The 26432-nt window shown below is 44.4% G+C and carries 18 protein-coding genes and 1 pseudogene; 18 read left to right on the forward strand and 1 reads right to left on the reverse strand.

Features of this window, described 5'->3' with window-relative positions:
- Nucleotides 1–268: 268 nt before the first annotated feature.
- The 4 genes from JWG44_RS21510 (at nucleotide 269) to JWG44_RS21525 (ending at nucleotide 6835) form a co-directional block, all read left to right on the forward strand.
- A complete protein-coding gene (locus JWG44_RS21510) occupies nucleotides 269–1387 on the forward strand; it encodes an AAA family ATPase (protein WP_205277084.1) in 1119 nt (372 codons plus the stop codon).
- Nucleotides 1388–1465: 78 nt separating this feature from the next.
- Nucleotides 1466–3715 (forward strand): DUF5682 family protein, encoded by a 2250-nt coding sequence (locus tag JWG44_RS21515; protein WP_205277085.1) that lies wholly within the window; start codon nucleotides 1466–1468, stop codon nucleotides 3713–3715.
- A gap of 47 nt (nucleotides 3716–3762) precedes the next feature.
- A complete protein-coding gene (locus tag JWG44_RS21520; RefSeq protein WP_205277086.1) occupies nucleotides 3763–4896 on the forward strand; it encodes a VWA domain-containing protein in 1134 nt (377 codons plus the stop codon).
- 7 nt (nucleotides 4897–4903) lie between these two features.
- Nucleotides 4904–6835 (forward strand): hypothetical protein, encoded by a 1932-nt coding sequence (locus JWG44_RS21525; RefSeq protein WP_205277087.1) that lies wholly within the window; start codon nucleotides 4904–4906, stop codon nucleotides 6833–6835.
- Between the two features lie 86 nt (nucleotides 6836–6921).
- Here JWG44_RS21525 and JWG44_RS21530 read toward each other — a convergent pair whose 3' ends face one another.
- Nucleotides 6922–8736 carry a sodium:solute symporter family protein gene (locus JWG44_RS21530; RefSeq protein WP_205277088.1) on the reverse strand — a complete coding sequence of 605 codons (1815 nt, stop codon included), beginning with the start codon at nucleotides 8734–8736 and terminating at the stop codon, nucleotides 6922–6924.
- 180 nt (nucleotides 8737–8916) lie between these two features.
- Between JWG44_RS21530 and JWG44_RS21535 the strand changes: the two genes are divergently transcribed.
- The 14 genes and pseudogenes from JWG44_RS21535 to JWG44_RS22395 form a co-directional block, all read left to right on the forward strand.
- Nucleotides 8917–10134 carry an aspartate kinase gene (locus JWG44_RS21535; protein ID WP_205277099.1) on the forward strand — a complete coding sequence of 406 codons (1218 nt, stop codon included), beginning with the start codon at nucleotides 8917–8919 and terminating at the stop codon, nucleotides 10132–10134.
- A gap of 567 nt (nucleotides 10135–10701) precedes the next feature.
- Entirely contained in the window at nucleotides 10702–12780 is a 2079-nt protein-coding gene (locus JWG44_RS21540; protein WP_205277089.1) for a methyl-accepting chemotaxis protein, read from the forward strand.
- An 83-nt stretch (nucleotides 12781–12863) separates the two neighbouring features.
- Nucleotides 12864–13898, forward strand: a complete 1035-nt coding sequence (locus JWG44_RS21545) for a putative peptidyl-prolyl cis-trans isomerase (protein WP_205277100.1) — start codon at nucleotides 12864–12866, stop codon at nucleotides 13896–13898.
- A 49-nt stretch (nucleotides 13899–13947) separates the two neighbouring features.
- Entirely contained in the window at nucleotides 13948–15486 is a 1539-nt protein-coding gene (locus JWG44_RS21550) for a spiro-SPASM protein (RefSeq protein WP_205277090.1), read from the forward strand.
- A complete protein-coding gene (locus JWG44_RS21555; RefSeq protein WP_205277091.1) occupies nucleotides 15461–17038 on the forward strand; it encodes a cytidylyltransferase domain-containing protein in 1578 nt (525 codons plus the stop codon). Before JWG44_RS21550 ends, JWG44_RS21555 begins: the two co-directional genes overlap by 26 nt.
- A gap of 563 nt (nucleotides 17039–17601) precedes the next feature.
- Nucleotides 17602–18393, forward strand: coding sequence for a TetR/AcrR family transcriptional regulator (locus JWG44_RS21560; protein ID WP_205277092.1), 792 nt, complete (start codon nucleotides 17602–17604; stop codon nucleotides 18391–18393).
- A 75-nt stretch (nucleotides 18394–18468) separates the two neighbouring features.
- Entirely contained in the window at nucleotides 18469–18900 is a 432-nt protein-coding gene (locus JWG44_RS21565; protein WP_232371789.1) for an iron chaperone, read from the forward strand.
- An 89-nt stretch (nucleotides 18901–18989) separates the two neighbouring features.
- Nucleotides 18990–21638 carry a valine--tRNA ligase gene (locus JWG44_RS21570; protein WP_205277094.1) on the forward strand — a complete coding sequence of 883 codons (2649 nt, stop codon included), beginning with the start codon at nucleotides 18990–18992 and terminating at the stop codon, nucleotides 21636–21638.
- Nucleotides 21628–22908: a phosphoribosylamine--glycine ligase gene (purD, locus tag JWG44_RS21575; RefSeq protein WP_205277095.1), complete on the forward strand. Its 1281-nt coding sequence runs from the start codon at nucleotides 21628–21630 to the stop codon at nucleotides 22906–22908. The genes JWG44_RS21570 and purD overlap by 11 nt, the downstream gene beginning before the upstream one ends.
- Before the next feature lie 4 nt (nucleotides 22909–22912).
- Nucleotides 22913–23758: a hypothetical protein gene (locus JWG44_RS21580; RefSeq protein ID WP_205277096.1), complete on the forward strand. Its 846-nt coding sequence runs from the start codon at nucleotides 22913–22915 to the stop codon at nucleotides 23756–23758.
- A 54-nt stretch (nucleotides 23759–23812) separates the two neighbouring features.
- Nucleotides 23813–24916 (forward strand): peptide chain release factor 2, encoded by a 1104-nt coding sequence (gene prfB, locus JWG44_RS21585; protein WP_205277097.1) that lies wholly within the window; start codon nucleotides 23813–23815, stop codon nucleotides 24914–24916.
- A 250-nt stretch (nucleotides 24917–25166) separates the two neighbouring features.
- Nucleotides 25167–25592, forward strand: coding sequence for a hypothetical protein (locus JWG44_RS22390; protein ID WP_332460819.1), 426 nt, complete (start codon nucleotides 25167–25169; stop codon nucleotides 25590–25592).
- 12 nt (nucleotides 25593–25604) lie between these two features.
- Nucleotides 25605–25982: a fluoride efflux transporter CrcB gene (gene crcB / locus JWG44_RS21595; RefSeq protein WP_205277098.1), complete on the forward strand. Its 378-nt coding sequence runs from the start codon at nucleotides 25605–25607 to the stop codon at nucleotides 25980–25982.
- A gap of 326 nt (nucleotides 25983–26308) precedes the next feature.
- Nucleotides 26309–26432, forward strand: a pseudogene (locus JWG44_RS22395) (IS481 family transposase); the annotation flags it as partial.

Raw genomic sequence — 26432 nt, forward strand, 5'->3', positions numbered from 1 at the left:
TTTAGTTCCTACTTTGATTTGAAGATCTAAATTTTACAGGAGTTCCTACTTTGATTTGAAGATCTAAATTTTACAGGAGTTCCTACTTTGATTTGAAGATCTAAATTTTACAGGAGTTCCTACTTTGATTTGAAGATCTAAATTTTACAGGAGTTCCTACTTTGATTTGAAGATCCAAATTTTACAGGAGTTCCCACTTGATAGAGAATTTATGAAATTTAAACAAAGAGTCGAATTCGATTCTTAGTAAAACCCAGGAAATTACGACATGATGGAAAAACACAACACGTTAACATCGATCCAAAAACCACCGGCCGAAAAACTCTTTGCGGAAGAATTAGACCGGTTGCAAAAAAAGGACGAAACAAAACCCAAACCTCCAGGCTGGAGACTTTCGCCGCAGGCAGTCATAGACTTTGTGTTAGGCGATGAAAGTTCCGAAATTTCTCCTAAATTTGTAGGCGAGCGAAATTTTATCGAATGTTGTATCGTAGCCCTCGCAACCAATCGCGGGTTGATGTTGATCGGAGAACCGGGAACCGCAAAAAGTTATCTGAGCGAACTTTTAGCCGCGGCGATTTCTGGAGATTCTTCCCTTACTATCCAGGGAAGCGCGGGGACTACCGAAGATCAGATCCGTTATTCCTGGAATTACGCGTTGATGCTTTCCGAAGGGCCATCCGAACGATCGCTCGTACCCGCTCCTGTTTACGAAGGAATGAAGTTCGGTAAGATAGTTCGTTTTGAGGAACTTTCCCGCTGTCCCGGAGAAATTCAAGACACATTGTTATCGATATTAAGCGACAGGGTTCTACACATTCCGGAATTGAACGGAGGTGAAAGTGTACTTTTCGCCAAACAAGGATTCAATATCATCGCAACATCCAATACGCGCGACCGTGGAACAAACGAGATGAGTTCGGCTTTAAAACGAAGATTTAACTTCGAGACCGTGGCTCCGATTTCGAGCGTCTCCGAAGAACAGAAGTTAGTTGAGAGAGAAATGGATCGCCTTCTCAAACAGGCGAACGTTCCCGTTAGACTTCCCCGTGATCTGACCCAGGTCCTCGTAACCTGTTTTCATGAATTAAGAAATTCTAAAACGATTTCAGGCAAGGCTCTGGAACCGCTCGGTTCAGCCTTGAGTACGGCGGAAGCAGTCAGCGTGGGATTCTCCGCCGCTCTACACGCTTATTACTACGACGAAGGAAACGTAAGCGCGGGTCATATCGTTTCCAACATGCTCGGTTCCGGCGCAAAGGATTCGACCGAGGATTTGAAAAAGATCAGACACTATTTCGATCAAGTTGTGGCGTTTCGGAACGAGCAACCTTGGAGGGAATTTTACGAGTCGCGAAAACTTTTGGATAGGAACTCAAGATTCTAATGAAACATCCGAATCTACGATCCGAAAAACCGACCGACCTAAATACGATTCCAAAATGATAAGCGAAGTCGAACTACGATGAATTCCATTTTCTTTTTTCCGATCCGGCATCACAGCGTGGCCGCATCTATTGCGCTTCGCAAATCGATACACGAGCTGAAACCTTCCGTTGTTCTGATTGAAGGCCCTTCCGATTTCAATCCTAAGATAAGGGAACTGTATTTACCGCATACTCTACCGATCGCGATCTACAGTTTCGTTCGGGACGGACTGGGTTTTTCTCAAAGCGCCTATTTCCCGTTATGTGATTATTCCCCCGAATGGATCGCGCTACAAACCGCAAAAATTTTAGGGATCCCGGCTTTTTTTATCGATCTGCCTTGGGGTGATCGTTGTTCGATCGAAGACATTCCCAACAATACCGTCGAACCTTCTAACGAATATAATCCGATTCAAAAAGAGGATTTAGTCGAGGTTCTTTGTAAAAAGATGGGAGTCTCCGGGTTTCCGGAATTATGGGAAGAACTTTTCGAAGTCGATTACCGGACGCAAACGTATCTGGAACGTGTTTCGATCTTTTGCAATCAGTTGGCAAATTTTTCGGACAAGACCACTCGAATGAGAGAAGCCTTCATGGCTTTTCAAATTCGATCCGCTATGACCCGGTTTCAAGGACTCACCTTCGTCGTAACGGGTGGTTTTCATTCTTCAGCTCTGAGAGAAAGAATGTCAAAATCTCCCGAGCCGGACGAGTTATCCTGGAAAGAGCGCAAAGAAGAATCCTATGATCACGGAATCGCGCTGACTCCCTACTCCAACCTAAGACTCGAATCACCGAACGGCTCGAGAATTGAAAATCCCGGCTTTTACGATTTTGTTTGGGAAAGCATTCAAAAAAACGAATATTTTGATCATCGTCCGTTGGTTCGAAAAATCATAATGTCTCTGCGAAAAAAAGGACAAACGATCGGCACCGCGGATAGAATCGCATTCGAAACGATGAGCCGAGTTCTCGCGGACCTCAGAGGTCACAAAGATCTATGGAGAAGGGATCTGATCGATGGTTTTCGTGCGACTCTTATCAAGGACGAAATCGCGAGGGACGTGGGACATCCCCTTCTCGATACGATTTCGGAAGTGATGCGTGGAAATCGTATCGGTAGATTGGCGGAAGGAACTTCTCTGCCTCCGATCGTTTCGGATATAGAAACTACATTAATAAAATTTAATATTTTGTCCGAAAAGGAAACGCGGACTCTCGAACTTGACCTTTTGCAACCAGAGCAAAAGAAACAGAGCAGGATTTTACACCGATTAAATCTTCTGAAAATCGCCGGATACGGCTTGTTGAAACACACCGACACATTCTCCCGTAAAGATCACGAAGACATAAAGGAAGAATGGAAAATTTCGATGGAAGCGGATTTTCACGCGTCCTGTATCGAAGCCTCCCGTTATGGAGGAACACTCTCCGAAGCCTCCATCGGAATTTTGAATCATCGGATCAGTTCGGAAATGGACTTGGAACTCGCAACCGAATGTCTCGCCGACGCCGCGTTAGCCGGTTTGGGAAAACACCTTACCTTTCTTCTGAAGCGGCTTTTGGAAATGATTCCGTTGGAAAGCGATTTCCTAAAGATCACCTCGGTCTTAGAAAGAATCGTTCATCTATATACATATGATGAAATTCTAAAGTTAGAAGGAAGGAAAGGTTTCGAAGAAATTGTCAGGGAAGCCTATCTCAGATCGCTCAATCTTTTGGATCGATTGGGTGTAACTTCCTCCGAAGGATTGGAACAGGCGCGCGGAATTAATACCGTCATACACACCTACGAATATTTTTCAGAATCCTTAGCCTTGTCTCCGGACGAGATCGAAGGAGTTTTGTCGAGAGCCGGCGCAGAATCCGAAATCGATCCTTTTGTTAGAGGAGCAATTTGCGGGGGGAGGTGGAAATTGAATTTTGGGGACACGATCCTGGATCAGTTGAACTCATTCTATGATTCGAACCGACTGGGAGATTTTTTATCGGGACTCTTTTTAATCGCGAGGGAAACCGTTCAAAGGAACAAAAATCTTTTGACTGCATTAAACGCTAAGATTTCGGAATTATCTTACACGGAATTTTTGGAGGCGCTTCCCGCACTCCATTCGGCCTTTACTTTTTTTACTCCGAGAGAAAAACACAATATCGGAATCAGCTTATTCGAAATTCCTCAATCGAAAACAATTTTGAGTCTTGAAGATCCGGAAACGGCTCTGAGGGCGGTGGAATTTGAAAGAATTCTTTTTGAAACCGCTTTTCGATACGGCATTCGGACGACTTAAACGGGGGTTTCGAAGCGGAGGCCACAACCGCAAAACGAATTCATTATATGGAATATAATAAAAATGACATAGGAATCTTAGTTCGCTGGCGCTTGATTTTAGGCAAAAACTCCAAACAATCCTTAGGCGACCCGAACCTCTCCGAAGATCAAAAAAGGATGGAACAGGCCGTCGAATATCTTTACGGGCGGGAATACGGTAAGGATCGAAATACGCGAACGGGAGGTCTGGAAGAATCCAATCTAACAGTACCTCGCTGGATCAATGAAATACACGAATTGTTTCCCAAAAAGACGATCGAACGAATCGAAAAAGACGCATTGGAACGTTATCAGATCTTGGAGGTGGTTACAAATCCGGAACTTTTGAAACGAGCTTCCCCGAACAAGACCCTTCTCAAGGCGGTCTTACATACGCGTCATCTGATGGAACCGCACGTATTAAACCTTGCGCGCGAACTCGTCCGCAAAGTAGTGGAAGAGCTGATGAAAAAATTACAGACTTCCGTCCTAACTTCTTTTCGAGGCGCGAAAAACCGAAATCGACGTTCTTCGCTAAGGATTTATAAGAACTTCGACGTACAAGGTACGATCCGCGCCAATCTAAAACATTTCGATCCTCTCTCCAAAAAATTGATCCTGCAGAAACCCTTGTTTCATTCGAGAATTCATCGTTCCATAATCGATCGCTGGCAGTTGATTATCCTAGTCGATCAATCCGGAAGTATGGCGGACAGCGTGATTCATTCAGCGGTTACGGCTTCTATCTTTTGGGGAATCAAAACGCTCAAAACGACTTTGGTGCTTTTCGATACGAACATCGTGGATGTGACCGATCATTGTTCCGATCCTGTGGAAACTCTCATGAAAGTGCAGTTAGGCGGAGGAACGGATATAGGCTCGGCTGTCCTATATGCGGAAGGGAAAATCGAGAATCCGCGCAAAACGATGATCATCCTGATCAGCGATTTTTTCGAAGGGTCTCCCCCTTCCAGACTCGTCTCGGCGGTTCATCGATTGGCGGAGGGCGGCGTAAAAATTCTCGGACTAGCAGCGTTAGACGAAACTGCCAACCCTAACTACGACAGGGGAATGGCCGAAAAACTCGTCAAAGCGGGAGCGGAAGTCGGAGCGATGACTCCGGGCGAACTCGCACAATGGGTGAGCGAAAAAATAGGATAACACAAAGATGCGCCAAGACATTCTCTCCTTATCTTTACAGGAACTGGAAATACTAACCAGCAAGGGAACCGTAAACCGCGCCGTAAAAGAGGTCGAATCCGGAATCCAAGGAGAATGGAAGGAAACCCAAGACGGTAATACGGAGGTCAACTGGGAAGACTCGGTCGCTTGCGTTCTACCGGAAAACGCTTCGATACAAGACTTTGTCTGTAATTGTCCCTCGACGGGAATTTGCAGACATATCGTTCGAACCGTTGTCGCTTATCAAAAACGTTCCATCGTAAAAATAGGAGAATCGCAAATTTCCTGGAATCCCGGTGATATAGAAGACGAAATTCTAAAATCATTTTTATCGGCTCCTTCGATTGCAAAAGCAAAATCCGTTTTCGATTCGGGCGTAACGATCGAACTTGATCGAACGGAGGCTCCGATCGCGAAAATTCAAGGACTCGGGACCGTCCATTTTCCGGTTCCAAACGATATCCGTTACGCGCGTTCCGAGCTTAGAGGATCCCTCGGAGAACAAACGATCGCGATCGCGGTATGGGCATTTCGTCTAACGAAAGAAAAAACCGGGTTTGTTTCAACCGAAGTTCGAAAAATCGGAATTCCGATTTATATCACCGAGCGCGCGGATACGATCCTTAAGGAAATCGTGGAATACGGTTTTCAAAGCGTACCGGAACATATTAAAACCTCCTTGTCCGAATTGGAGCGTTCCTGCCTCCAAGAAGGATTGTTATGGCCCGCCGATATATTATCCGAATTACGGGAAGAATATGCAAAATATCTTATGCACGATTCTCGGTTCGATCCCGACAGAATCGTTTATCTTTTGGGAGAATGGTTCGTTCGAGCAGACGCCTTAAAAGAAAACAAGGGAGAAATTCCTTTCTCTGTGATCGCCGGAGACTCAAAAAAATATTCTTCCGAACTGACCGCCAGAACCCTAATCGGTCTCGGATCAGGGGTCAGGGCTCTCAAGAATGGCATTGTCGTGAGTTCCTATTTTACGGATCCGAATTCCGACGAAGTATTGTTATCTGAACGTTTTTTAGAATGTCCTGTCGAAGAACCGTTTCACGCAGTAGGAAATCTTCCTGCGATAAAAGGAATCACTCATTTAGAGTTCGGAAGAAGTTCGGTCGTCGCCGCTTCCATAAAAAAAACGGCATCCGGTATATTACAATTCGGGAATAAGGCGATTTCCAATCCTCATACGTTCCGTTTCGAATTTTTACACGAAGAAATCTATTACGACGACTTCAAAAATGCAATCCGAACGATTTCAAAGCGACCTCCCCGAGCTTTGGGCCCCCGTTCAGCGGCCGGAAACTTTTTAGTATTAAAAACTCATCGATTCGAAGAGCCGTATTTTGACGAAGTCTTCCAACGATTGAGATTCGAAGTTCAGGACAAAAACGGAACCGTTGCGGACGTTTCTTTTCCGTATTATAGCAGAGCTTCGGATGGTCTGGAGAATCTTCGTCACTGCTTGGCGGATTCTTCCCTTCGTTATCTATGCGGTGCAGTAAGTAACATATCCGGCCAACTTCACATTCAACCGGTTTCGGCAGTGATCGAACAAAACGGAAAACTTACGATGTTACAACCTTACTTAGATCGACAAACCGCGAACCCAGATCATTTTTCCGAATCCGAGGGATTTTTTTTCGAACGCGATCCTTTGAAAGAATGGATCGTCGAAGTCGAATCCGCCATCTCCGATCTCTGTCTGATCGGATTTAAAAGATACGAACAAATTCATTTATGGGAGCGATTGATCCAACGGTCCGAGTCTTTTGGTTTCAGCAAAATAACGAACCTTTTGGAATCGGTCCTTCATTCGATGCAAGACCCGAAAAAAACTAACGTTTCGCCGATTTTTGCCTTGATGGCCCTACTCTGCATTTCCAAAGACATAGAAATTCCGTCGTGAACTTTATCCGGAACTTTTTTTTAAAAAATCTTCACACGTATCATTCTATTTTTAGAATATTCTAAAATGGACAAAAACTGAATCGCTCAATCCGTCTTATTCTTATTAAATTCTTTTTTCCAATAGACGGTTCCGAAAACCGAAAAACCGATCAAAGAAACAAGACCCTGCCAAGGTTGCAAAAGAAGGAAATATCCAAGGGAAAACATTCCGAAAAAGAGAGCGGTTGTTCCCAAGATCCAAAGATAAATTCTTTCTCGAAATTCCTTTAATCGAACATCGTTTTCCTTCCCCTGCCAGAATCCGAAGGGATTGACCCTTTCGATAAACGCGTCTAACGTTTCCTTCGGAACCGGAGGTGTGAGCAACGTCACCGCGATCGATACGACAACCGAACCCATCGCAACCCAAAAAAGAAGATATTCGGATCTTACTTCCGGATAAGCGGGATAAAGAATCATGGACAGAATCAAGGCGGTGATCATTCCGGAAAGTTCCGTCCATGCGTTGGCTCTCCACCAGATCCATCTTAGAATCTGAGGCAATCCCATTCCCGAAGCGAAGGCGAGCAGGAACTTCCAAGCGCTCGCTATGGATTGAATCTGAGTCGCGACCAAAATCGCAATGATGGACATGAGGACGACCGCGATTCTACTCACCCTCACCAATGTTTTATCGCTCGCGGAAGGATGAATAAAACGAAGATAGAAATCGTTTACGAGATAACTCGCTCCCCAGTTGATATGTGTGTCGGCGGTCGACATAAAGGCCGCCATCAAACTCGCAAAGACGATTCCCAAAACTCCGGTCGGTAGAATGAGTTTCATCAATACGGGATAACCCATCTCTCGATCGCTTCCCACGATTTGCCCCTCGGCGAAATATCGGGTCGGGTCGTGGAGAGGAAAGACAACTAACGTTACAAGCGCCGTCAAAACCCAAGGCCAGGTTCGAATGATGAAGTTTGCGATGTTGAACCAAAGAGAGCCCTTCTCGGCTTCTTTCGGATTTCTGGCGGTGTGAATTCTTTGCGCCAAATATCCGGAACCGTCCGAATAGTATTGAGCCCACCACTGAACTCCTATGAATATTAGAAAAACCGTAAACGGCAAGGAAGCGTCTTGAAAGTCGGGCCAAAAACTCAAAATCGATTCGTGTTTATCGGGATAAACCTCCTCCATCTTCAAAAGAAGACCGGAAATTCCTCCCTGACTCGAGACCGCGTAGAATGCAAAAAGAATCGCTCCCCCCATTCCCAGAGCAAACTGTACAAGATCCGTTAAGATCACCCCCTGAATTCCGCCCATACTACTGTAAATCACGACGACAAAGAAAAGAATCAAAACGGTGATCGTGTTATTCAAAGAATCGAATACCAAAAAGGAAGGCCAGAGATTCTGAATCATGGAAAAACTTTCCGCGCCGAGGAGTTCGTTCCAATCCAAAAAGGGGCCCGTGATCTTGGACATCGCTTTAAAAACCCAACCCAGTACAATCGAATTTACTAATATACTCAAGTAGAACGCTTTGACCATTCTTAAGATCATCGCGGGTTTCCCGCCGTAACGAAGTTCGACAAACTCCACGTCGGTGAGAACTTCCATTTTTCTCCATTTCCCCGCAAAAAAAACGGTCATGGCCATATAACCGATGGCCCAGCTCCACCAAAACCAATTGGCGGAAATTCCGTCGGCTGCGACAAAACCCGTAATCACGAGAGGCGTATCTGCTGCGAAGGTAGTCGCGACCATCGACGTTCCGAGCCACCACCAAGGAAGTTTGCGATCGGCGACGAAGTAAGAAACCAAACTTTTACCGGCTTTGGGTGAAAGGATAACGCCTGCGCCGAATGCAAAAAGGAGATAAAGCGAAAGAATGGACCAATCAAGGATGCTAAACATGTTTTCTTCTTTGAACGTAAAATGGGAAATATTTCGAAAGTTGTTCTTGCCCGGTATCGGTAAAACTTTCGTCAGTTTTGTGTCGTTCCCTGAGAACGAAACCCTCTTTCCAAAATCGGAGAATCAAAATCGAATTCTCTTGATCCCCCGCCCTGAAAGAAAAATATGACCCTCAAGGTTATGGCAAATATCATCGTTCAGAAATACGGCGGAACTTCCGTGGGAACCCCGGAAAGAATCCAGAACGTTGCAAGAAGAATCAAATCCTATCACGACAAGGGTCAACAAGTAGCAGTCGTCGTTTCCGCAATGGGACATACAACGGACGAACTCGTCGAACTCGCGGGCAAAATTTCTAAGAATCCTCCGAAGCGGGAAATGGATATGCTCCTTTCAACGGGAGAACAAATTTCAACGGCCCTCCTCGCCATGGCCCTTTGGGAGATCGGAGTTCCCGCAACTTCCTTTACGGGTTCTCAGATCAAACTTCTTACGGACGGAAATTTTTCGAACGCAAAGATCAAGATGATCGATCGCTCCCGTATCGACTCCGCCTTCGAAGAAGGAAAGGTAGTCATCATCGCGGGCTTCCAGGGAATCGACGCTGATGAAAACATAACCACCCTAGGAAGAGGCGGTTCCGATACTTCCGCAGTCGCGATTGCCGCCGTTCTCGGCGCGAAAGAATGTGAAATTTATACCGATGTGGACGGAGTTTACACTGCGGATCCGAGAGTAGTTCCTAACGCAAAAAAACATTCGCAGATCACTTACGAAGAGATGCTCGAACTTGCGAGTTTAGGAGCGGGAGTTCTTCATTCCAGAAGCGTAGAATTGGGAATGAATTACGACGTCGTCATCCACGTCCGCTCCAGCTTCAATGACAACCCAGGAACACTTGTGGTGAGTGAGGATAAAATTATGGAAAAATTAAAAGTCAGCGGAGTCACCGCGAAAAGCGATCAGGCAAGAATCACCATCGCGGGAGTTCCGGATAAACCAGGTTTAGCGGCGGGACTTTTTGGAGAATTGAGTTCCAAACACATTCTCGTGGATATGATCGTCCAGTCTTCTCCGCATAACGGAATCAATACGATCTCCTTTACGATTCCTAAAAAGGACGTTCTGGAAGCGAAGCCGATTCTTCAATCGTTCTCAAAAGCGCAAGGAGCACAAGAACCGGAGATCAACGAAAGTATCGCGATCGTTTCAGCCGTCGGAGTCGGAATGAAATCTCACGTGGGAGTTGCGGCCGGAATGTTCAAAGCCCTCGCGGACAACGGAATCAATATCGAGATGATTTCCACTTCCGAAATTAAAATTTCCTGTGTGATTCCGGAAGACCAAGCAAAGATCGCGATCAACAAGATTCACGAAGTTTTCGGCCTTTCCAACTAAGTTTAGGCTCCTCTTTCGAATTCCCGGGTTGTTTAAGAATCCGGGAAAAATCTGAATTCTCCCCTTGTTGGGTCAGCGCTTCCTCTCGCGGACTTCCTCCGATTCCAGTCTTCCTTCTCAAAGTTGTTAGTTTGTTTGTAAAATTTAGAAAAGTAGGATCTCCTTCTTTCTAAAAAAGGCCCCCATTCCCAGGAAAAGAAGAATTTCAAAAAGAACACCTTTTCCTAGGACGAGGCTTCTCTGCATTCCTTTGCAAAAGCAAACTTTGCGGGAACTCCCGTAATTCTCCCGATTCCTTTTTAAACCGGAGAACAAACTTCAGAGAAAGCGCCAATCCGGAGTTCCGACCTTCTAATCTTTATCTTCTCTTAAAATCGAAAGAGAAACACTTCCACTTTCTTAGGATCCAAAAGAAGATTCCGATGTGACATAGGAAAGGTCGGAACCCTTTCTTCCACCGCAATCAGGAATTTTTTATAACTTGGCAATATTTTGCTCGAGCTTTTCGTCCTATCCTCTTTTAATTACCCTTTCCCATTTCTTGAGTAACGATTCCGGAGTCTTATTATGAGCATTCGTTTTCGCATTTCTCTTTATCTTTCCATCGTTCTTTTTGCCGGCTTTACGATTCTCGCCGCCACAAATTCTTATTCTGCTTATCAGAATCTAAAAACCGAGGTCATCAACAGTTCCAATGTTACCGCGGAACGTTGGACATTCGAAGTGAAGGATCATCTGGACACGACGATGGCCCTCATTAGAGGATTTCGTTTTCCTCTAATGTACGCAACTCCGACAAGAAACCAGGTCATCGTATCCCTCAAAGAAATATTAAAACGAAATGAAAACTACTACGGCTCCTGGGTCGCGTACGAACCGAACGGCTTTGACGGAAAGGATTCTCAATTTAAGAATACGGAAGGACACGACGCGACCGGAAGATTCATTCCGTATCTTCACAGAGGAAAAACAAAAGAAGACATCGTCTTAGAAGCGGCGAAAAATTACGATAACCCCGGACCGGACGGAGATTGGTATCAGATTCCCAAAAAAACAAATTCTCCATTGGTCACCGATCCGTATTATTACGAAGTGGAAGGTAAGATCAACATTCTAATGATTTCTTTGGTGGTCCCGATTAGCGTCGATGAAAATTTTTACGGCGCGGCCGGCTTAGACTATCAACTGGAAGAATTACAAACTCTTATCGGAAATACAAAACCCTTTCGCAATCAAGGATACGTCGCTCTCCTTTCGCCTAAGGGAATTTATGCGGTTAACGGATTGGATAAAAGTTTAGTCGGAAAGCCCATTCCTGAAAAGGAAGAACTCGATTCTTATCTTGTCAAAAGTCAGGAAGGAAAAAAATTCAATTTCAGCTCCCGCGGTCACAGTCATTATTTCTTTCCTTTTCATATCGGGAAAGAAAAAAGATATTGGGTGATGCAGGTCAGCATCCCGGATTCGATCTATCGAGACGATATCGCGGGAATTTTGATCCGAGGTTTCCTCTCTACACTGGTGATCTTGATCGTCGTCCTTCTCAGTCTGAATTTTATATTCCAAAAATTGATTACTTCCGGACTTCTAAAAGCGATCGGTTTTTCGGAAGAAATCGCAAAGGGAAATCTTGTAGCGGAAAAGGAACACAGCAGAGAGGACGAAATCGGAACTCTTCTAGGATCCATGAATCAGATGCGGGAAAATCTTCTCCAAGTGGTTCGGGAGATCGGAGCCTCCGCCTCCAGACTCAAAAATACTTCGCAGAAGATGGCGGATTCTTCGAGAAGTTTTTCCGATGTAGCGCAGACACAGGCTTCCGCAGCGGAAGAATCCTCGGCGGCAGTTGAAGAATTGGCGGCCTCCGCGCAAAACGTCGGTAAGTCGATGGAGAAGGCAGTCTCCAGTATGAAAGAAATCGACGGAAACGTCGATCGTCTCAAAGAACAGATCACAAACATCAACAACGAAATGCAAGGTCTTGTCCAACTCGCGGCTCAATCGAAAGAACAAGGGATTACCGGCGAAAATGCGATGATCGCTTCTACCAGCGCGATGGGCGCGATAGGCGAAAGCGCTTCTCGGATTACCGAGATTCTTTCCATCATCACCGAGATTTCGGAGAAAACGAATCTCCTCGCTCTCAACGCGGCCATCGAAGCTGCAAGAGCAGGAGAAGCCGGTAAAGGTTTTGCGGTCGTCGCCGAAGAAATCGGAAAACTCGCTTCTCAGACTTCCACAAGCGTACAAGAGATCGGGGCCTTGGTAAACTCCACAAACACCGCGGTATTAAACGGAAATTCAAAAGTTTCCGAAGCGTCCTCCATTCTCCGCAAACTCAGGGAACAAGTGGAAGAATTCGATCGTTACGCAAAAAACGTCCTTTCCTCAGTAAAAAATCAGGAAGAGAATACGAAAGAAATTTCCCAGAGTGCGAACGAACTCATGACCTTCAGCATTCAAATCGAAGAGGCAGTTCTGGAACAAAAAAGAGCCACGGATGAAATCACAAAAACGATCGTGAGCATTTCGGACGGAACCCAGGAAATCGCCGCTGGAGCGGACGACCTCACTTCCTTTTCGGGGGAAATGCACGGACAAGCCGAACAGTTGGGACAACTCATAGGAAAGTTTAGAACAAACTAAAAGCCTTAGAAAAACGGTTGAACCAAGGGAAAGGACTGAGGATCTTACAGATCAAAGGTATTCTTTCCTTTGGAGAACCGTGGATGAAAAAAAAACAAACATACGCCAGACCCTTTTTAGTCGCAGGAATGTTTGTTTCCCTTTTCTTTCAAACTCCGATACAAACCGCGGAATCTTTGAACCGAGTCATCGCGACCGTCGGCACCGTTTCCATTTCGGAATTGGATTTGGATGACGCCGGCGAAAAATACAATCGCCTTCAAAAACATCTAAAACACGAAGACTTCCGAAAATCGCTTCGAACCAGAATCATAGACTTTCTCATAGATCGCGCCATCGTCGACGTGGTCGCGGAGGAAGAATCCGTTCAAGTCAACGAACAAAGAGTGGAAGCCGAAATCGAAAAAAGAATGGAAGTGATGGGAATCACAAGTCGAAAGCAGTTCGAAAAAGCGATGGAAGCTTCTTCGAGTATGCCTTTCGAACTTTGGGTTACCGAACTTCCGTATCAAATCAAAAAGGGACAACTTCTTCAATTGAAGATCGCGGTTCCTCCACCGAACGAACAGGAAATCCGCACTTGGTATAATCAAAATAAGGATAAGGTAGGATTCGAAATTCGTTATAGAATCATCGCGATCGCTCCCGAAAACGATTCCGTCCAAGAAGAAAACAAACTTTTCAAAGAAGTTTCCGAGATCAGAAAATCCATTCTCGCGGATCCTTCTTCCTTCGCGCTCATCGCCGGTTCTCCCAGAAACGATCCAACGCTTCGTTCCAGAAGAGGAATGGTGGAATGGATTTCCTCCTTTGATCTTTACAAATACAGTAAGATCACGGCGACGATCGCTGCCCCTCTTTCCAACGGCGGAGTTTCGGACGTATTTCGAGACGAAAGAAAACGTTATTGTATTTTAAAAATCGAAGGAAAAAGGGCGACTCCGATGGAAAATCTTCGGGGAGGAATCCAGAATATTCTCTATCGTGACAAAGAAGAAGATACCTTTCATAAATGGCTGAAAGAATCCAGAGCCGAAATACCGATCCAGATCTTCGATGAAAGCTATAGAAAAGAAAACAAAATCACTCTCAAAGAAGAGACTTTCCACATAGATTGATTTTGAGTATTTCGAAATTCAAAAGCCGAACCGATATTCAAAACGAGACATGAAATTTCCGATTTCACATTCCGCCGTTTTCTTAAACTCCGAAACGGTTACACTTCTTCGATCCTTATCTCCGGACGAAAGCCGACAATTACTTCAACTTTCCCTTTTTAAACTTTCCAAAATTCTTCCTTCGTCGCAGGTTTTTTTCAACTCCTGGCCTTTCGGAGAAAACGAAAATACATACAGTTCTTTGAATATTCAAATTTTAGAATCCGAGAACGAGACTGCTTTTTTAAAAAAAACGGCCGAAAAACTTCCGGGTTCCAGAACTCAAGATCCCGACTGGGACGACGCTTCTTTTTTTTATTTCTCCGGTCTTTTCCCTTGTTTGGACGAGAATCTGAGCAAGGAATTGTACGAAAGACACGACCGTTATCTTTCTCAGTATTCTTACAGTGAGAATCTTCCCGCGGGAATCGTCCCGATGATTTTGAGCAGAGAATTTACGAACGGACTTCCGGAAACCGTCAAAACCACCGCGCAGGAATATCTTCTCAAAAACATAAACCACTACGACGTGGAAATTTTTTATCACGCTCCGGATCTGAGACAATATCGTCTGGATTTCTCCTTAAAAAACAAAAGATCCTTAAACTTAGTCCGCGGTTTTCTCGAAACAAAAGAGAATTGGTCGTATCAGGAAATTCTTCCTTGGATCGCGGATCATCCGGAAGTTTTCAGAACCGGCCCTTCTTATTTGGAACTCGAGGTTTACAGAGGTTGCGAACTCTCCTGCACCTTTTGTCCGAGACAGTTTAGCGGAAACGATCACGACGGTGATTTTCTTACTTCCGATTTTTTGGAGAATCTTCTCGGACAACAAGAAACTTCTTTTTCCAATGAATACAGCGTTTGTTTCGGAGGAATGGGAGAACCGCTTTTGCATCCTCAACTCGAAGCGTTGATTACAAAAACGATTTCATTTCCTCTTTTGCAGGAATTGATGATCGAGACCGCGCTCTATTCCGACTTGGATCCGATCTTAGAATCTTTAGATAAACTTTCATCGTATGAAAAAGAAAAGATCACTTGGATCGTCAATCTCACGACTCGAAATCCGGAAAAATACAAAAACCTTTACGGTAAAAAAGTGTTGGAGAAAATTCTTTCCAACTTGGAAAAACTGGAAAAAGTATTTTCTAAGAATCGGATCCACCTTCAATTCTTAAAGATACAAGAAGTCGAGGACGAAGTGGAAGCCTGGGTCGACGAAACCGAAAAACAAGGTTACGGAGTCATTCTTCAAAAATACAATCGATTCGCGGGTTTAATGCCCGAAAAAAGAGTTACGGACTTAACTCCGATTCAGAGAGAATTTTGCTGGCACCTCAACAGGGATCTTTTTGTAAATTCGAACGGAACCGTTTCTATTTGCAGACAAACTCCCGGAAAGGAATTCGGAAATCTACACAATGAAAGTCTAATAGATATTTGGCGAAAAGGACTTCCTTCTTTCGGTGACTCTCTAAACGGAAAACACGAAACAACGGGGGCGCCTTGTTTAACCTGCGATGAGTGGTATACCTTCAACGCCTAAAATATTCGCTTTTATCCAGGCTCGAACCGATTCTACCAGACTTCCCGGAAAGGTATTAAAAGAATTTCCGTTCGGCTCCGGAAAAACTCTTCTCGATAGAATTCAAGAAAGAATTCAAACACTCCTTCCCGAAGAACGGATTTTTTATCTGATCCCGGAAAACGACGATCGACTTCGAACATTTCTGAAGAAAAGAAAATACAACTTTCTAACGGGAAGTCTTTCGGACGTAAGGGAACGTTATCTGAAAGCGGCGAAAACTCTTCAGGCGGAATGGATCCTGCGTTTGACCGGAGACAACCCTTTTTACGACACTCTTCACCTGGATCAACTCTTACAAACGTTTCAGTATTCGAAACCGGATCTGGCTCACGTGATCGATCTTCCGTTGGGAATGGGAGGAGAAATTTTCAAAAGGGACGCTCTCGACTGGACTCCGAATATTTTGGAAGAAAGACACAGGGAGCACGTTAGTCTTCATATCAAGGAAAATCCGGATCGTTTTAGAATTCTAAAATTAGCTCCTTTGTTAAACGAAGATGAAAAGAAGGTTCTTCCTCATCTCAGACTTACGATCGACGAACCCAAGGATTTTGAAACGAATTCCCAAGTTTTTAAGGCGCTCGGAGATCGAGTTCCTTTTTTCGGAGCCAAAGAGGTCATCCGTTTGTTTCAAGAATCCCCCGAGGTTCTCGAAGGAAATCGGGAAGTGGAACAAGTCCGTTTTGAAACTCCGAAAGGACAAAGTTCCTCTCGGAAAACGATCGGGCTTTTGGCGGGAGATCCCGTTTTGTTCGGGAGCGGTCACTTTGAACGTTCCAGAATTCTGTTCTCTCTTCTTTCCGCGGATGGATTCATCACAACTTGGAAAAACGAATTCCCAAAGGACGGTGAAATCGACCTTCTCGTCGTAGATTCCAGAGACATTCCGATTCCAGAATATTCTAAAACTAAAATATTTCTTCTGGACCATTTCGGCTCGGAAAGAAAGAAATACGATCATTTCGAAATTCTTCCCCACCCGGAAATCAAAGATACATTCTCTCTCGATCGAATTTTAATCTCGCCGAGACTGAATTCCTTCCAAAAAAAGAACGGTCCGTATTTGCTTTGTTATGCGGGAAACTTGGAACCAAGATTCACGTCCGCTTTAGATTCCTATTTGGAAACTATAAGATCCAAGGAAGGTTTTTCCAAAGTTGTGAGAATCGGAGGAGAAGTTTCCGATTTGAAGACGATCGAATTTTTGTCTAGAATCTCGACGTTTCAATTTCAAGACCTCCTTGCGGGATCCGGAGGTTTTATCGGCTACTTCGGACAATCCTTGTTCGAAGCCGTTTTCTTGGAAAAAAAGATCGCGAGCTTTTCCATAAGTCCGGTCCACTCCGCTCTTTCCATCCTGTCCGAAGAAAAATACGGAATTCCTTTTGCCGGAGAACTCGGTTCTTCCGATTTCGGGAAAAACTTGGACTTGAGAAAAAGTGCGATGCCGGTTTCCGGAAACGGTTATTCCATTTTGTTAAGCGAAATCAAAAAATTCTTATATTCCTAAATCGAACTGGCCGTTTTATGCGGGTTCGAACTTTCCTTATCTCATCTCTTTCTTTGAACTCTCTGCAAAAATCTCCGGATTGTTTTTGCCGTTCGGTTTTTCGAAATTTCTCGGAGTTCCGACTTGAAAACGCATGTTTCGCTAAGTCATGCGTCTATGTCGGAGATACGACAATCCTCTGTGAAAATCGCGCCCCGCCCTGATTTTTTTGGGTGGAGGGGCGGGTGGTGGAAAACTCCGGCCGACTTTGCTCTATCAGAAAATCACCCTTTTTGCAAGTAAAATTCCCTCTCAAGCGCGCTGTCGGAACTCCGACCAAAATCCTTCATTGGCATCATTCTAACTCATCTCAAAGTAAACCTCCTTGGTGTAGGTTTTGTTCTGTGCACCGAAACCATTCATTTTTGAGCAAGAACGAGATTTGAAATGGGAAAACCAGCAGTTTAAGACTGAAATCGCTTTGTAAAAATCGGAAAAACGAGGGAGTTCCTACATTTCCTGAGATTTCTGATTGACCAAAAGACTCGACCTCTTAAAAAATTGACCGACGGTCGGTCGGTTTTATGGGAAAGGTCAATTTAAATAAACAGAAGGGCAAGGCGCGAAAAGAGGACATCCTACAATGCGCTCGAAAATTCTTCTTTTCCAAGGGTTACGATTCCACATCGGTCAACGATATCATCGACGAGCTCGGAATCGCCAAAGGAACTTTCTATCATCATTTCAATTCCAAGGAAGAACTTCTCGTGGAATTGACGACCGCCCTTTCCGATGAGATTACTTCGGGACTTCTCTCCGAAATCGAATCCAGACGTCCCAAAAATACATTAGATAAACTTAAAATTATACACGAAATCCATTTCGACTGGGTAAACAAAAACCCGGAGATGGTTTTCTTTTTTTTGAAAGCGATCTATCTTCCCGAGAATCTTTCCCTCAAAGCAAAACTCGAAAAAGAAATGATCAAAAGAGATATCCTCTTTCTTACCGAACTGATCAAAGAAGGTCAAAACGACGGCTCCTTTTCCAACACGATGCCCGCGGAATTTTTGGCGGAATCGATCCTTTCCATCAAAAGTGTTCAGAACGAAAAATTTTCGCTCTATATGTTGGGATTCAACGATATTTCTCCAAATCTGATCTATGAAAACGAACAGTATTCTCACGACCTCTTTTCTATGATCCTCGGAATCAAAAATCCCACGGCGCTTCCATTCCCTAAGGATGAAATTATTGCTTCCGTGGAAAATTTACGAAAGTTCTCACAAGGATTCGAAAGACAAAATTTGACCAAAAATAATGCGAAACAAAAACCTCTCCAGTCTCCAACTCTGATAGGAGGAAAGGTCGAGTAATTTTCATTTTGATTTTTATAACGACCGAAAACGAATATGCATCTTTTTTCTTTTATTCCGATCCCGACATTTATTATGTCTTCGGAAATCCACCACTATCTCGATTCTCAATCTTCGATTCGAAAGGAAAGACTTCTCTCTCTTCGCACTTGGCTCATTGATACGTTCCCGGATATCCAGGAATCGATGAAATTTAGAATGCCGACATATCAAGTCGATGAAAACTGGATCGCTTTCGCTTCCCAAAAAAATCATATTTCGATCTATCTTTGTCGTCCGGATTCTTTAAAAGAACTCAAAAAGAAATTTCCAAAACTTCTTTTTGGAAAAACCTGTCTCAACGTCAAAGATAACGACGTCTTTCCTCTCAAAGCGATTCAGTCTTTTATACGTTCCGCCCTAAAACCCAAAACGAAGTTAAGAATTCTAAACGAAAAGGTATTGTCTCGCGGAAAATCTATCTCTAAAAAGCGCTTTGAGACAAAATCCGCTTATCGAAAAAAGTAAGACCGAATCAATTTTTCCCGCGTAAAAGGTGGATCAGTTTGAATCCTCTTGACCCCGGGAAAATGCAGGAAAACCTGTTTTTTACGGCCATGAAAAAACAGATAGGCGATCGTTACGAACCGAAAGAAGTCGAGAATAAATGGATTTCACTCTGGGAAGAGAGGAAGTCCTTTGTACCGAATCCGAATTCAAAAGAATCTTTCTCTATAGTCATCCCTCCTCCGAACGTCACCGGCTCTTTACACATAGGCCACGCACTCAATCATACGATCCAAGACATTCTTATCCGCATCGAACGTAAAAAAGGAAAGTCGACTCTTTGGCTTCCGGGAATGGACCACGCGGGAATCGCGACCCAAATGGTCGTCGAACGAGAGCTCGCAAAAGAAGGGAAAAAACGCACCGATTTTACGAGAGAAGAATTCGAAAATAAAGTCTGGGATTGGAAAGACCATTCGGGCGGAATGATCACTCGTCAACAAAGACTCTTAGGAGAATCGGTCGATTGGTCCAGAGAAAGATTCACTTTTGACGAAGGGCTTTCCAAAGCGGTATTCAAAGTTTTTAAATCTCTCTTCGACGAAGGTTTGATCTATCGCGGAGAAAGAATCATCAACTGGTGCCCTTCTTCGCAAACCGCGATATCCGATCTAGAAGTAGAATTCAGAGAAACTAAAGGAAAACTCTATCATATCAAATATCCCATCCACGGAAAAAAAGATCAATACGTAGTCGTAGCAACCACAAGACCGGAAACGATGCTCGGAGACGTGGCGGTTTGTGCAAATCCGGACGATACACGTTATTCGTCTTTAAAGGATATCGTCTTGGATCTTCCTCTTACGAATAGACAGATTTCTCTTCTCTTCGATTCATTCGTGGATAAAGAATTCGGATCCGGACTCGTCAAAATCACTCCGGCCCACGACGCAAACGACTTCGAAGCCGGACAAAGACTCGGACTCAAACCTCTTCTCATCATGAATCCTGACGGAACGATGAACGAGAACGCAGGCGCCTATCAAGGTCTGGATCGTTTTGACGCTCGCAAAAAAGTCGTGGCGGATCTCGAAGCCCAAGGACTTATCGAAAAAATAGAAGATCACGTCCACGCAGTCGGGCACAACTCTAGAGGCGGAGCGGTGATCGAACCGTATCTTTCCACCCAGTGGTTCGTAAAGATCCGGCCGCTCGCCGACCTCGCTGTGAAAGCCGTTCAAACGGGTCAGGTAGAATTTGTTCCTAAGATGTGGGAAAAAACCTTCTTCGAATGGATGAACAATATTAGAGATTGGTGTATTTCCAGACAACTCTGGTGGGGTCATAAGATTCCCGCATATCATTGTAAAACTTGTAAACATATAGAAGTATCGGAAACTCCCGTGACGACCTGTCCTTCTTGTGGATCTAAAGAAGTAGAACCCGACCCGGACGTTCTCGATACTTGGTTTTCTTCTCAGCTCTGGCCCTTCTCTTCAATGGGATGGCCGGAACAAACCGCCGATCTAAAAAGATACTACCCTACTTCCGTTTTAGTGACCGGCTTCGACATCATCTTCTTCTGGGTTTCCAGAATGATCATGATGGGAATGAAATTTATGGAAGCACCACCGTTTCATAAAGTACTCATACACGGACTTGTCAGAGATAAGGACGGAAAAAAATTCTCCAAGTCGATCGGAAACGTAATTGATCCGCTCGTGATGATGGAAAAATACGGAACCGATTCTTTCCGTTTTTTCTTGGCCGCGACTCTTCCCGAAGGAAAAGACATTCTTTTCGACGAATCGCGGTTAGACGGTTATCGTTCCTTCTGCAATAAGATCTGGAATTCTTCCCGTTTTATTCTTATGAACCTGGAAGAAACTTTTACTCCGACCGGAATCACTCCTGAAATAGAAAAAGATCTGGAACCGATGGATCAGTGGATTCTTTCCAGATTCAATCATTGTCTGGAAGAATACGACAAAGCTCATTCTAAATTTCATTTTTATGAAATGGCGGCGTCGATCTACGAATTTGTCTGGGGTGATTTTTGCGACTGGTATATCGAACTCGTAAAACCGAGAGCTTACGGAAAAGTATCTCCTCGTTCCGCCGAAGTGGCAAAACAAGTTCTCGTGGACGTCCTAACTCGTGCATTAGGACTTTTGCATCCTTTTATGCCTTTTTTAACCGAAGAAGTTCATTCCGTATTCTCGGATCAATTTCTCGCGACGACTCCGTATCCGGAGGTTTATCCGATTTCTCCCGACGCGCTCGGAGTTCAAAAACTCAATCTTCTTCAGGATATCGTAACCAAGATCCGCGTTATGCGCGCCGAAAACGGAGTCACACCGGATAAGAAGTGTAAGGCGATCGTAAAATCGGCGGATTCGTTAGCTCAGTCCGCGATCCAAGAAAACGAAGTTTCTCTTTTGCAACTCGCAAGATTGGAATCTATCAAAGTCGACGCTGCTTACGAAGTGCAGAAAACGGATTCGGTTTCTCATTTTACGAAAGGTGAAATCGTTCTTCCACTGGAAGGATTGATCGACGTCGAAAAAGAGAAAGCGCGGCTCGAAAAGGAACTTCAAAAATCCGAGATCGAAAAGGAAAAGCTGGAAACAAAACTGGCAAATCCCGGATTTCTTTCCAAGGCCGCTCCCGACGTCGTGGAGAAAGAAAGAGAAAAGCTAAACACCTTAATAGATAAAGTGGAAGTTCTCAAAAAGGGGATCCAAAATCTTGCAGGCTAAGTTGAAAGTTCTTCTGATCGGTTCGGGGGGAAGAGAAAGCGCGATCGCCTTTCACATCCGTAAATCGTCTTTGTTAAGCGAATTGAAAGTGTTTCCCGGAAACGGAGGTTTCCCGGATCAGGAGATTCTACCTCCAAATTCGTTTAACGTTTTATCCAAAGAATCGGTTCAGTCTTTTTTAAAACAAAATCCTTTTGATTTTATCATAGTCGGCCCGGAAGATCCGCTCGTGGCGGGTTTTGCCGATTGGACCGCGGAGCTTAAAATTCCGACGTTTGGACCCGATTCTTACTGCGCGCAAGTCGAAGGATCCAAGGACTTTGCAAAATCTTTGATGACGGAAGCGAAGGTTCCCACGGCAGAATATTCAACGTTTACCGAATATTCAACTTCTTTAAAATATATGGAATCCAAAACGATCCCGATCGTGATTAAAGCCGACGGACTCGCTGCGGGCAAAGGTGTCACCGTTGCGACGACGAAAGAGATGGCGGTTAACGCGCTCAAAGAGATTTTTGAGGACAAAAAATTCGGAGAAAGCGGCAACCAAGTCGTGATCGAAGAGTTCATGGACGGACAAGAAGCTTCCATCTTCGCGGTGTCGGACGGAGATTCTTACTTTCTATTACCGGCGGCACAGGATCACAAAAGAGCGTATGACGGAGATCAAGGACCGAACACCGGAGGAATGGGAGCATATTGCCCTGCGCCGGTCGTAACGGATTCTATCTTAGAAAAAGTTAAGGAACAAGTTTTTGACAGAATGTTCGAAGTCTTTCGCAAAAAAGGACATCCTTACAGAGGACTTCTTTATGCGGGGCTTATGATTTCTTCGGATGGAGAACCTCGTGTTGTGGAATTCAACTGTAGATTTGGAGACCCCGAAACACAATGTGTTCTTGCGATGCTGGAAGGAGATCTATTAGAACTTCTTTATACAGCTTCCACCGGGAAGATCCAAGGACTCCAAAACTCCGTAAAAAATGGCGCCGCTACCGTAGTAGTACTCGCCGCGCAAGGATATCCGGATTCTTACGAAAAAAATATTTCCTTAGAACTGCCGAAAACGACTGGTCAAAACACTTATCTTTTTCACGCCGGAACTTTAAAAAAAGATGGAAAAGTTTTTTCATCCGGGGGGAGAATTCTCGGAGTAGTAGCCTATGGACCCGATCTAAAGAGTTCGGTATCTCAAGCTTATTCCTTCCTGGAAAATATCCAGGCTCCCAAAACGTTTTATAGAAAAGACATCGGACACAGAGCCCTTTAAACCTATGCCATTTTTGATTTCTGGAAACCTGGATCTCGTGGATCGACATAGCCTCAAGAAGATGGAAAAATTTCTTGGGATCATATTGTCTCCGGGACAATTCCCCGTCGAACAATACAATCTATTGAGACACGCGTTGCATAGAAATCTCGATCCCGATACTCTGATCCGAAAGATGAATCGGCAGGAACTTCTATCGTTTATCTATATTCTCACACAATTCGGGGACGTAGTAAGGACCGAAACTCCCGTTGAATATCTGGACATAGAAAAAGTTCCCCTCGTTTTAGAATGGCAAAAAGGTCAATACATGATTCCTTACGAAGTATTGGATCATCTTTCCACTTCTCGAATATTCAAAAATCAGAATTATCTCTTCGCACTCATCCCTTCCCTACCCGCAAAGGAAAAAAAAGCCTGGATCGAATGGATCGGTTCCGGATACGGAAAAACTTTTCCAAGGGAAATCAATCACGAACTCTACTTTCAGTGCAGACATCTCCAAAAACCCTTTCAAGGAAAGTCGCTCCTTCGCGAGGAGACGATTCAACTTTCACAGCTCTGGCCGTTCGGTAAAAATGAGATCGTGGATTGGTTTCACAAAGGTATAACGCCCTTCTACACCGCGATGAAGGAACTATCCAGATCGGAAAAAGATCCGTTTTTACTTCACGTCTTGGATCTGATTCGATCCGGAAAATTCATCCTAAAGAAGAATCCGGAAGAATTTCGAAAAAAGGAAGAATACATTCTGGTAGCGACGGTGGAAGGCAACACACCACAACTTCGAGATACGGTATTTTCCTGGGAACAAGAAAGAGAAAACAAAGAAGACTTTCTTTTTCAATAAATTCAAACGCGCCTAACGTTTGAAAAATTTTAAATCGATAAAAAAGCAAATAATATGGAAGTAAAATCAGCAAAAGAACTCAAGAGAGTTTCCAAAGAATTACAGGAGAATTTTCAGAATCGCTGGAAACTCCTAAACTTGGAGCAGGACAAAGACCGCCTAAAGTCTCTCAGCGAGAAAGCCGAAGATCCGGACCTCTGGAACAATCCGGAAGAAGCCAGAATCGTAAGCCAGAAAAAAAACGAACTGGAAAAAAAGCTCACGCCATGGTTTTCGATTCAGCAAGATATATTAGATTTTCCTGATTTAGTCGACATGACCCTGGATGAAAAAGGAGAAAACGGAGTAAGCGAACTTTCTTCCGAATACCAAAGGCTCCAGGAAAAGTTCGAAGAACTCGAATTGCTCGGCGCTCTAAAAAATCCGGAAGATATCAAATCCGCGTTTATCAACATCCATCCGGGTGCAGGCGGAACCGAAAGTCAAGATTGGGCCGAGATGCTTCTGAGAATGTATATGAGATTCTTTGAGAAGAAAGGATATCAGTATTCTTTGGTGGATATACAAGCGGGAGACGGCGCGGGAATCAAAAACGCGACGATACACGTAGTCGGAGATTGGGCGTTCGGATTCTTAAAAGGAGAAAACGGAGTTCATCGTTTGGTAAGAATTTCTCCTTTTGACGCGAACAAAAGAAGACATACTTCTTTCGTTTCCGTTCACGTAAGCCCAGAGATCGACGACGACATCGACATCAAGATCGAAGAGAAGGACATACGAGTGGACGTCTATCGTTCATCCGGAGCGGGTGGTCAGCACGTAAATACGACTGACTCCGCGGTTCGGATCACACACATGCCTTCCGGAATCGTAGTCGCTTGTCAGAATGAAAGATCTCAAATCAAAAACAGAGACACCGCGTTCAAGATGTTAAAGGCGAGACTCTATGAGATGGAACAAGAAAAGGCAAAGGAAGAATTGGAAAAGAAGTCCGGGGAGAAAAAAGATATTTCCTGGGGTTCGCAAATTCGTAGTTATGTGTTCCACCCTTACAATCTCGTAAAAGATCACAGAACGGATCACGAAACCGGAAACGTCGCAGCGGTGATGGACGGAGAAATAGAACCGTTTATTCTGGCGTATTTGAAAACGTTATAAGATTTTGGGCGCCTCCTTCTGATTTTCAATCAGAAGGACCGGGCTCTGACGCGACTCCGCTTACGCTCCGGTCACTTCGTGACCGCGTTCCGCGTCGCTCTGATCCCTGGCGCTGCGACTCATAGGGAGCAGTGACGCTGAGTTCAGCGAACATCGTGAGCGGGCGCTGCGACCATAATTTGCGGTCATGCTCGAGTTCAATGAACTTCGCAAAACGAGCCTACAATCCAAAATATTAGGAGAGTTGAATATGTCTTTTTTTACCGGTAAAATCAAATACGGCTGTCTCTGGGGAATGCTGATCCCCTTCCTTACACTTTTCTTATCCATAGGAATTACGATTCTACTTTTCAAAGACGACTATGAAAGAGCCGCTTCTTTCACCGATTGGATGATTCTGGCGGGAAAACACATTCTTCTATTCGGAGGAATTATCGTCGGTTTGATTCTATCGTTATTGTTAGGACTTTGGTTTGGAATCAAGGATTCAAAGCCCGTCGAAACTCTCAGAATCTTTTGGCCGGTTTTGATCATTCTTATCTATTGGATCGCACCCAACCTGCTTCCCGGACCCGTCGATGATTCGCTCGTAACTCTCGCGGTCGGAATCTATCAGATCTATCGTTACTTTGCGGAAAGAAAAAAAGAGGAGAGCGCGTCTAACGCATCTTCTTAAAGAGTAGGATAAATGAGCTTCGAACGAACACTCGTTTTAATCGGAATCGGAGGCGCGTTAGGAAGCGTCCTCCGTTATTTAGTACAATATTGGTTTGGAACGACGCTTGGTTTTAAGTGGCCGGTAGGAACTCTGACGGCAAATCTTCTCGGCTCTTTTTTGATCGGAATCATCTATGCGGTTTCGGAAAAATTTCCGGCGATTCATCCTGAATGGAGATTTTTTTTAGCGTCAGGACTCTGCGGAGGTTTTACTACTTTTTCCACGTTTTCTTTCGAAAGTCTTCAGATGTTGAAAACCGGAAATTATATTCTTTTTTTTGCATATATCGCAGTCAGCATTTTTGGAGGAATCGGGTTCGCGCTCGCGGGCGTTTGGATAGGAAGGTGATTGTGAGAAAGACGGCTGATTTTGTTTCATTTTTTTGTGACTCTGTAGGAGTTACGACAAATTTTCTAAGAGAAGAATACTTGTCAGAAGATTTCTTTTGTGATATAGGGATTTTTCGGAATTTTCCCACGAGGCGGCCCGCCGCCTCCACCCGATTGCATAACCTTACCCACAAGTGGACTGAATCTTTAAAAGAATCTGTCGTAACAACGACAGTCATCCGTAAAACGAAATCCCCGCCCTGTGGTACAAACCGGAGACATGGGTAACAAAATAGACCGGGAACATAGGTAACACAAAAATGATGGCAAAGGAGGAGAAAACCTTTGCCCTGGAAAGAGGTGTCACCCATGGACGAGAGAGTAAAATTCATAGCGGCGGTCTGCGATGGAACGGTGTCGATGACTTCCCTTTGCGAGACATTTGGGATCAGTCGAAAGACGGGCTACA

This window comes from Leptospira ainazelensis (genome assembly GCF_016918785.1).
GTDB classification, from domain to species: domain Bacteria; phylum Spirochaetota; class Leptospiria; order Leptospirales; family Leptospiraceae; genus Leptospira; species Leptospira ainazelensis.